The 7,574-nt window shown below is 63.7% G+C and carries 6 protein-coding genes; 5 read left to right on the top strand and 1 reads right to left on the bottom strand.

Going from position 1 to position 7,574, the window contains the following annotated elements; all coding sequences use genetic code 11:
• Nucleotides 1-5: 5 nt before the first annotated feature.
• Nucleotides 6-2,000, bottom strand: coding sequence for a transketolase (gene tkt, locus VFF99_RS07800; RefSeq protein ID WP_325016605.1), 1,995 nt, complete (start codon nucleotides 1,998-2,000; stop codon nucleotides 6-8).
• A gap of 246 nt (nucleotides 2,001-2,246) precedes the next feature.
• Here tkt and VFF99_RS07805 point away from each other — a divergent pair, with 246 nt between their 5' ends.
• The 5 genes from VFF99_RS07805 to ileS form a co-directional block, all read left to right on the top strand.
• On the top strand, nucleotides 2,247-2,972 hold the full coding sequence (locus VFF99_RS07805) for a 16S rRNA (uracil(1498)-N(3))-methyltransferase (RefSeq protein ID WP_325016607.1): 726 nt from the start codon (nucleotides 2,247-2,249) through the stop codon (nucleotides 2,970-2,972).
• Between the two features lie 32 nt (nucleotides 2,973-3,004).
• The gene (locus tag VFF99_RS07810; protein ID WP_414691515.1) at nucleotides 3,005-3,493 is read left to right on the top strand and encodes a YidB family protein; all 489 of its coding nucleotides are present in this window, start codon (nucleotides 3,005-3,007) and stop codon (nucleotides 3,491-3,493) included.
• A gap of 38 nt (nucleotides 3,494-3,531) precedes the next feature.
• Nucleotides 3,532-4,362, top strand: coding sequence for a M90 family metallopeptidase (locus VFF99_RS07815; RefSeq protein WP_325016610.1), 831 nt, complete (start codon nucleotides 3,532-3,534; stop codon nucleotides 4,360-4,362).
• 71 nt (nucleotides 4,363-4,433) lie between these two features.
• Nucleotides 4,434-5,411, top strand: a complete 978-nt coding sequence (locus VFF99_RS07820) for a bifunctional riboflavin kinase/FAD synthetase (RefSeq protein WP_325016612.1) — start codon at nucleotides 4,434-4,436, stop codon at nucleotides 5,409-5,411.
• Between the two features lie 57 nt (nucleotides 5,412-5,468).
• On the top strand, nucleotides 5,469-7,574 hold a 2,106-nt coding region (gene ileS / locus VFF99_RS07825), incomplete at its 3' end, for an isoleucine--tRNA ligase (RefSeq protein WP_325016614.1).

Consider the following 7,574-nt stretch of genomic DNA (forward strand, 5'->3'; position numbering starts at 1 on the left):
AGTAATTAAGCCAAAACCGATTTCACCTTGGCGACGACGTTGTCCGTCGTGAAGCCGAAGTGCTTGAACAGCACACCCGCCGGCGCCGATTCGCCGAAGGTGTCGATACCCACGACGCCGCCTTCCAGGCCGACGTACTTGTACCAGAAATCAGTCACGCCGGCCTCGATGGCGACGCGCGGCAGGCCCTTGGGCAGCACGCTCGCCTTGTAGGCGGCATCCTGGCGGTCGAACAGGTCGGTGCTCGGCATCGACACGACGCGTACCGGGATGCCCTGCTTGGCCAGCTCGTCCGCGGACTTGAGCGCCAGTTCGACCTCGGAACCGGTCGCAATGAGGATCGCCTTGGCGCCTTCCGCATCGCGCAGCACGTAGCCGCCGCGGTTGATCGCCAGGATCTGTTCCGGCGTGCGCTCGACGAACGGCAGGTTCTGGCGCGAGAAGATCAGCGTGGTCGGGCCGTGACGGCGGGCGACGGCATGCTTCCATGCAATCGCGGATTCGACGGTGTCGCACGGACGCCAGTTTTCCAGGTTCGGAATCAGGCGCAGGCTGGACACATGCTCGACAGACTGGTGGGTCGGGCCGTCTTCGCCGAGGCCGATGGAATCGTGGGTGAAGACGAAGATCGAACGCGACTTCATCAGCGCCGCCATGCGGATCGCATTGCGGCTGTAGTCGGAGAAGGTGAGGAAGGTGCCGCCGAACGGGATGTAGCCGCCGTGCAGGGTGATGCCGTTCATGATCGCGCTCATGCCGAACTCGCGCACACCGTAGTTGATGTGGTTGCCGGCCTTGTCGGCGCGCACCGCGACGCACTCTTTCCAGTTGGTCAGGTTGGAGCCGGTCAGGTCGGCGGAGCCGCCCAGGAATTCCGGCAGCACCGGCGCCAGCGCCTGGATCGCATTCTGGCTGGCCTTGCGGGTGGCGATGGTTTCCTTCTTCTCGACGCAGGCCTTCACATAGGCGTCGACCACTTCATTGAAGTTGCCCGGCAGTTCGCCCTTCATGCGGCGCAGCAGCTCGCCCGCTTCCTGCGGATAGCGCTCGCCATAGGCCTTGAACAGCGCATCCCACTCGCCTTCCAGCTTCTGGCCGGATGCCTTGGCATCCCATGCGCCGTACACATCGGCCGGAATCTCGAACGGCGGATATTCCCAGCCGATCGCATCGCGGGTGGCGGCGATTTCCTTGTCGCCCAGCGCGGCGCCATGCACGTCGTGGGTGCCGGCCTTGTTCGGGCTGCCCTTGCCGATCACGGTCTTGCAGCAGATCAGGGTCGGCTTGTCGGATTTCTTGGCGGCGGCGATGGCGGCCTCAACGGCAGCGACGTCATGGCCGTCGACGTTGCGGATCACATTCCAGTTGTAGGCTTCGAAGCGCTTCGGGGTGTCGTCGATGAACCAGCCTTCGACGTGGCCGTCGATCGAGATGCCGTTGTCGTCGTAGAGCGCGATCAGCTTGTTCAGGCGCAGTGCGCCGGCGAACGAGCAGGCCTCATGCGAGATGCCTTCCATCAGGCAGCCGTCGCCGAGGAAGACATAGGTGTGGTGGTTGACGACCTCGAAGCCGGGCTTGTTGAATTCCGCTGCCAGCAGGCGCTCGGCGAGCGCCATGCCGACGGCATTGGTGATGCCCTGGCCGAGCGGGCCGGTGGTGGTTTCCACGCCCGGGGTGATGTGCACTTCCGGATGGCCGGCGGTCTTGGAATGCAGCTGGCGGAAGTTCTTGATCTCCTCCATCGGCAGGTCGTAGCCGGTCAGGTGCAGCAGCGCGTAGTGCAGCATGGACCCGTGGCCGTTGGAAACGATGAAGCGGTCGCGGTCGATCCAGTGCGGGTTCGCCGGGTTATGGCGGTAGTGCTTGGCCCACAGGGCGACGGCGATCTCGGCCATGCCCATCGGCATGCCGGGGTGGCCGGAGTTTGCCTTTTGCACGGCGTCCATCGCCAGTGCGCGGATCGCATTGGCCATCTTGCTGGTGGGGAGAGAAGAAGTCATGTCAAATCTGGTATAGGCGGGTCTTGAAGCGGATCCCGGTTCTTTGAACCGGAGGATGCAAAGCCCGTTATTTTACCAGACTGATCCATCCGGAATTACAATCGGGGGATTCCCTTTTGCCAACTCCAGCCTATGAATACCGAGCCTCTTGCATGCTTTGCCATGCAGACCGCCGATTTCCTTATCCTGCATGCAACACATGCTGTTGTCATTGATGAAACGCAGTGCAGTAGGGGTAGCTAGATCATGCCGCGTTTCTATTGCCCCATTCCGCTTGCGATCGGCGCGACGCTAACGCTGCCGGAGACGATCGCGCACCATATCCACGTGCTGCGCATGGCGCCCGGGGATACGGTAACGGTGTTCAACGGCGAAGGCGGGGAGTACACCGCCATCCTGCACGCGGTGGAGAAAAAGCGCGCGGCAGCGGAAATCAAGGCATTCTCCCCGCGCGAGGCAGAGCTCCCCTATTCGGTCACCGTGGCCCAGGCATTGCCGGAAGGATCGAAGATCGACTGGATCATTGAAAAGGCGGTCGAACTTGGCGCCGGCACCTTCCAGCCCATCGCCGCGCAACGCTGTGTGGTCCGCCTGTCGGCGGAGCGTGTCGCAAAGAAACTGGACCACTGGCGCGGCATCGTCGCCGCCGCGGCGGAACAGAGCGGGCGCAACCGTCTCATGCACGTGGCTGAGCCGGTGGATTTCCACCACTGGGTCGGCCAGCAGAACCTGCACGCGCGCATCATGTTGTCGCCGCGCGCCGGGCAGTCGCTATCCGACTGGGCGCGCCACCATCCGCCGCAGGCAGTCGCACTGCTGATCGGCCCCGAAGGGGGATTTTCCGAACAGGAGGAAAACGCGGCCGTCGCCCAGGGCGTGCTCCCGCTCTCGATCGGCCCGCGCGTCCTGCGCACCGAAACCGCCGCCCTCGCCGCCCTGGCCGCACTCAATGCAGTCTGGGGGGAAATCTGAGCGCGATTCTATCGGGATCAAACATAGCGCGAATTCCTTCACGGCACCTCCCGCTTTCTTCTATGTTGGAGACTTTCAGGGGCGGCTCAGGGAGGTGCAGGATGGGAATTCTCGACAAGGCGATCGAGATGCTCGGCGGTGATCATTTGCCGATGATGGACTCGCGCATGAAGCTGATGCAGGCGGCGCTCTCTCTCCTGGCCAACAACGGCCGGTCCGATGGCGTGCACGGACTCGTGCACCGCTTCAACCAGGCCGGGCTGGGCAATGTCATTCAGTCATGGATCGGCACCGGCCAGAACGTACCGGTGACGGCGGAACAGTTGCGGCAGGTGCTCGACCACGGCCAGCTCCGCGCAATCGCCGACGAGACCGGGCTTTCCGAGCGCGAAGCCGCCAGGCAGCTGAGCGACATGCTGCCCGACCTGGTCGACAAGCTCACGCCGGCCGGCCACATTCCTCCCGGCGGACTGGGCAATGTGAGCACCCTGCTGGACCACTTCCTCGGGCGATACCATTAGCGCGGCGGGCCGGCACACAATGCGCGACAATGTGCGGTATGCAATGGCTCAAACAACTATTCAACCGCAAGAAGCCCGACATTCCCGCCGCGCTGTGGGCGGAAAGCCTCGAACGGCTGCCTTTCCTCGACCGCCTGACGGCGGATGAATTGTCGCGCCTGAAATCCCTGTGCGAAGAAATCCTTGCCAGAAAGACATTCACCGGCGCGGCAGGATTTACCCTCACCGACGAAGTGGCGGTACTGATCGCCGCGCAAGCCGCCCTGCCCGTGCTCAACCTGACGCTGGACCTGTACGACGACATGGCCGGCATCATCGTCTATCCGAGCGCCTTCATGATTCCGCAGAGCGAGATGGACGAAGCCGGGGTGGTGCATGAATGGCACGAACCGGCGTCCGGCGAGGCGGTGCATGCGGGCGGCGCCGTCATCCTGTCCTGGGAGGATGCGCAGGAGAGCGAAGCGCCCGGCTACAACGTGGTGATCCACGAATTCACCCACAAGATCGACATGGCGCGCGGCTCGGCCAACGGCTGTCCGCCCTTCCTGGGCGAGTTTCACCGGGAAATCGCACCGGCCGAGTGGAAACGGACGTTTACGCGGGCCTACGACGATTTCCTGCGCCGCGTCGAAGAGCGGGACGCCCTGCTGCCCGCGGACTTCGACGACAACCGGCCCGGACACGCTGCCCTGTACGACGAACTGTTCGGCGATCTGCCGCTCGATCCCTATGCAGCCCGGCACCCGGCGGAGTTCTTCGCGGTCGCCTCGGAAGCCTTTTTCCTGCTGCCCGAACCGCTGGCCGAAGACTATCCGGAAGTATTCCGGCTGCTCTCCCTGTACTACCGGCAGGACCCGCTGGGACAGTAAAACGGCCTGTTGCGACAAAGAAAAGGCCCGGAAAGCATTTATAATCACTGGTTTTCCTGAGACCGACCTGAATGAAGGTATTTCGCGGACTTCCCAACGCCGCATCGCGGGCTGCATGTGCGCTCACGATCGGCAACTTCGACGGCGTGCATCGCGGCCACCAGGCATTGCTGGCGCGCGTGCGCGAGGCCGCGACGCGCCTGGGCGTGGAAGCGGCGGTCATGACCTTCGAGCCGCATCCGCGCGAATTCTTCGCCCGGCTGTCCGGCGACCTCTCGAAAGCCCCCACCCGCATCGCCAACCTGCGCGACAAGCTGCAATCGCTGGAGAACGCCGGCGTCGACCGCGTGATCGTCGAGCATTTCAATGCCCACTTCGCCGGCATGTCGCCCGAGGATTTCGTCGAAAAGGTGCTGGTGCAGGGCCTGCACGTGAAATGGCTGATGGTCGGCGAAGACTTTTGCTACGGCTCCAGGCGGGCGGGCAATGTGGCCACCCTGATGGAAGCCGGCAAGAAATACGGCTTCCAGGTCGAGACGCTGCCCACCGTGATGAACGAAGGCACGCGGATTTCCTCGTCGGCGGTGCGCGCCGCGCTGGCCGCCAGCGACTTCGCGCTCGCCGCGCAGCTGCTCGGCCATCCCTACGCCATCTCGGGCCATGTCGCCCACGGCAAGAAGCTGGGCCGCACCATCGGATTTCCCACCCTGAACCTGCGCGTCGCCCACAAGCGCCCGGCCATTTCCGGCGTGTTCGTGGTGCAGGTGCACGGCCTTGCCGACCGCCCCCTGCCCGGCGTGGCCAGCCTCGGCGTGCGCCCGACGGTGGAGGATGAGGGCCGCGTGCTGCTCGAAACGTATCTGTTCGACTACAACGAGCAGTGCTACGGCAAGGTGGTGCGCGTGGAATTCCTGAAGAAGCTGCGCGACGAGGAAAAATACGTGGACATCCCGACGCTCACCGCCGCCATCGAGCGCGATGCCCAGCAGGCGCGCGAATTCTTCAAGGCGCGCGAAGGCCAGGCGATTTCCGCAACCGACCGAATTTGACGATCAGACACGCCTCCCACCTGTTTGATCCACCCGATTTCCAAGACTGAAACCATCATGTCCGAGCAAAAAAACAAGTACCCGGTCAATCTGATCGACACGCCCTTCCCCATGCGCGGCGACCTCGCCAAGCGCGAACCGAAGTGGGTGAAGGAATGGCAGGAAAAGAAGATCTACCAGCGCATCCGCAAGGCGTCCAAGGGACGTCCGAAGTGGATCCTGCACGACGGCCCGCCGTATGCCAATGGCGACATTCATATCGGCCACGCGGTCAACAAGATCCTGAAGGACATGATCGTGAAGTCGCGCAACATGGCCGGCTTCGATGCGCAGTACATCCCGGGATGGGACTGCCACGGCATGCCGATCGAGATCCAGATCGAGAAGCAGTTCGGCAAGCACCTGCCGACGGCTGAGGTACAAGCCAAGTCGCGCGCCTACGCCACCGAACAGATCGAGCGCCAGAAGAAGGACTTCATCCGCCTCGGCGTGCTGGGCGACTGGGACCGTCCGTACAAGACGATGGATTTCAAGAACGAAGCCGACGAGATCCGCGTGCTCGGCAAGATCCTCGACAAGGGCTACGTCTACCGCGGCCTGAAGCCGGTGAACTGGTGCTTCGACTGCGGCTCCGCGCTGGCGGAAGCGGAAGTGGAATACCAGGACAAGCGCGACCCGGCGATCGACGTCGGCTTCCCCTTCGCGGAACATGACAAGCTGGCGCACGCCTTCGGCCTCGACAAGCTGCCCACGGACAAGGGCTATGCGGTGATCTGGACCACCACGCCGTGGACCATTCCCGCCAACCAGGCGCTGAACGTGCATCCGGAACACCGCTATGCGCTGGTGCAGACCGAGCGCAACGGCGAGACGATCCTGCTGCTGCTCGCCGCCGAACTGGTCGCTTCCTGCCTGCAGCGCTATGGCATGGAAGGCAAGATCATCGCCACCTGCGGCGGCGAAGCGCTGTCGATGATCCGTTTCCGGCACCCGTTTGCGAACGCGGACAAGGGTTACGACCGCTACTCGCCGATTTATGTCGGCAACTACGTCACGCTCGATACCGGTACCGGCATCGTGCACTCCGCGCCGGCCTACGGCCTGGACGACTTCGTCTCCTGCAAGTCGCACGGCATGAGCGACGACGAAATCCTGAAGCCGGTGATGGGCGACGGCAAGTACGCCTCCTGGCTGCCCTTCTTCGGCGGCATGACGATCTGGGAAGCATCCAAGCCGATCTGCGCCAAGCTGGAGGAAGTCGGCGCGCTGTTCAAGCTGGTGATGTTCGACCACAGCTACATGCACTGCTGGCGCCACAAGACGCCGATCATCTACCGCGCGACCTCACAGTGGTTCGCCGGCATGGACGTGATGCCGAAGGACGGCGGCAAGAGCCTGCGCGAAACCGCGCTGGCCGGCGTGGAAGCGACCGCCTTCTTCCCGTCCTGGGGCAAGGCGCGCCTGCACGGCATGATCGCCAACCGGCCGGACTGGACGCTGTCGCGCCAGCGCCAGTGGGGCGTGCCGATGGCCTTCTTCGTGCACAAGGAAACCGGCGAGCTGCATCCGCGTACGCCGGAACTGCTCGAAGCCGTCGCAAAGCTGGTCGAACAGAGCGGCATCGAGGCATGGCAGACGCTCGACCCGAAGGACCTGCTGGGCGCCGATGCCGAGATGTACGTGAAGAACAAGGATACGCTGGACGTGTGGTTCGACTCCGGCTCCACGCACCAGACCGTGCTGCGCGGATCGCATGCCGACGAATCGCAGTTCCCGGCCGACCTCTACCTGGAAGGCTCGGACCAGCATCGCGGCTGGTTCCACTCCTCGCTGCTGACCTCGTCGATGACGGACGGCCGCCCGCCCTACAAGGCGCTGCTCACCCACGGCTTCGTGGTCGACGGCGAAGGCAAGAAGATGTCCAAGTCCAAGGGCAACGTGGTCGCGCCGCAGAAGGTGTCGGATACGCTGGGCGCGGAAATCCTGCGCCTGTGGGTGGCCTCCACCGACTACTCCGGCGAACTGTCGATCTCCGACGAGATCCTCAAGCGCGTGGTGGAAGCCTACCGCCGTATCCGCAACACGCTGCGCTTCCTGCTGGCCAACACCTCCGACTTCGATCCGAAGAAGGATGCGCTGCCGGTCGGTGAACTGTTCGAGATC

It is taken from the genome of Noviherbaspirillum sp., from assembly GCF_035654295.1.
Lineage (GTDB): Bacteria > Pseudomonadota > Gammaproteobacteria > Burkholderiales > Burkholderiaceae_D > Noviherbaspirillum.

What these genes read in the sequence shown, in the direction of transcription:
- VFF99_RS07820 (WP_325016612.1), top strand. Translation starts at nt 4,434, where the DNA reads ATGAAGGTATTTCGCGGACTTCCCAACGCCGCATCGCGGGCTGCATGT.
- tkt (WP_325016605.1), bottom strand. Translation starts at nt 2,000, where the DNA reads ATGACTTCTTCTCTCCCCACCAGCAAGATGGCCAATGCGATCCGCGCA.
- VFF99_RS07815 (WP_325016610.1), top strand. Translation starts at nt 3,532, where the DNA reads ATGCAATGGCTCAAACAACTATTCAACCGCAAGAAGCCCGACATTCCC.
- VFF99_RS07805 (WP_325016607.1), top strand. Translation starts at nt 2,247, where the DNA reads ATGCCGCGTTTCTATTGCCCCATTCCGCTTGCGATCGGCGCGACGCTA.